The following is a 608-nucleotide window of genomic DNA, read 5'->3' as shown; positions in this document are numbered from 1 at the left end:
ATCTAAACCCCTCCATTTTACAGGATAAATCACAAATTTCTTGTCATTTATAATCTCGATTAGGTAGGTGTCAAATATGCCGTTTTTATTATACCAAGGATATATTATACCAAATTTTTTAATCATTGCTTTTTTATTGTTTTTTCGCCATTTTGTTTCTAATATTTCCACTTCTTCTAGTGAAGATAATTTATAGTTTTTTAATTTGTTAATAGGTAAAGTGTCTGCATTTTTTACATACAGAAATATTGCTTTTGCACATAAATTAAATTGGATACTTTCGTCTATATTTATCTTCAACGGAAAATTGTAGACGCATCTTGATTTATATTTTGTAAAGTCTAAATAAATTATTTTTTTTTCAACTTTTTGCCCATATCCCATAAAAACAAAAAATAATAGGTAGGTACTAATTAAAATACGGTTCATCTGTATAAATTTTTTGAAGTGAATTGTTTATAATATCTCTTTGATCTTGTGATAGATTTTGCCAAGCGGTTGTTTCTTTTAATCCGAACCATGATATGGTGTCGTAGAATTCTTCGGAATGTGCATTACTATCGTATTGTTTTAAAACTAACTTTATTACGTCTCTATATTTATCCGCC

The 608-nt window shown here is 27.1% G+C and carries 1 protein-coding gene and 1 pseudogene; both read right to left on the bottom strand.

Translation table 11 applies throughout. The annotated features are described in order from the left end of the window. On the bottom strand, nucleotides 1-429 hold a 429-nt coding region (locus tag A3SG_RS20520), incomplete at its 3' end, for a hypothetical protein (protein ID WP_035664832.1). Next, nucleotides 410-608 (bottom strand): annotated as a pseudogene (locus tag A3SG_RS21995) (hypothetical protein); the annotation flags it as partial. The gene A3SG_RS20520 and the pseudogene A3SG_RS21995, both read right to left, overlap by 20 nt.

Origin of the sequence: Flavobacterium sp. ACAM 123 (genome assembly GCF_000264055.1) — a bacterium.
Classification (GTDB): domain Bacteria; phylum Bacteroidota; class Bacteroidia; order Flavobacteriales; family Flavobacteriaceae; genus Flavobacterium.
This window is presented reverse-complemented; position numbering and strand designations above follow the sequence as displayed.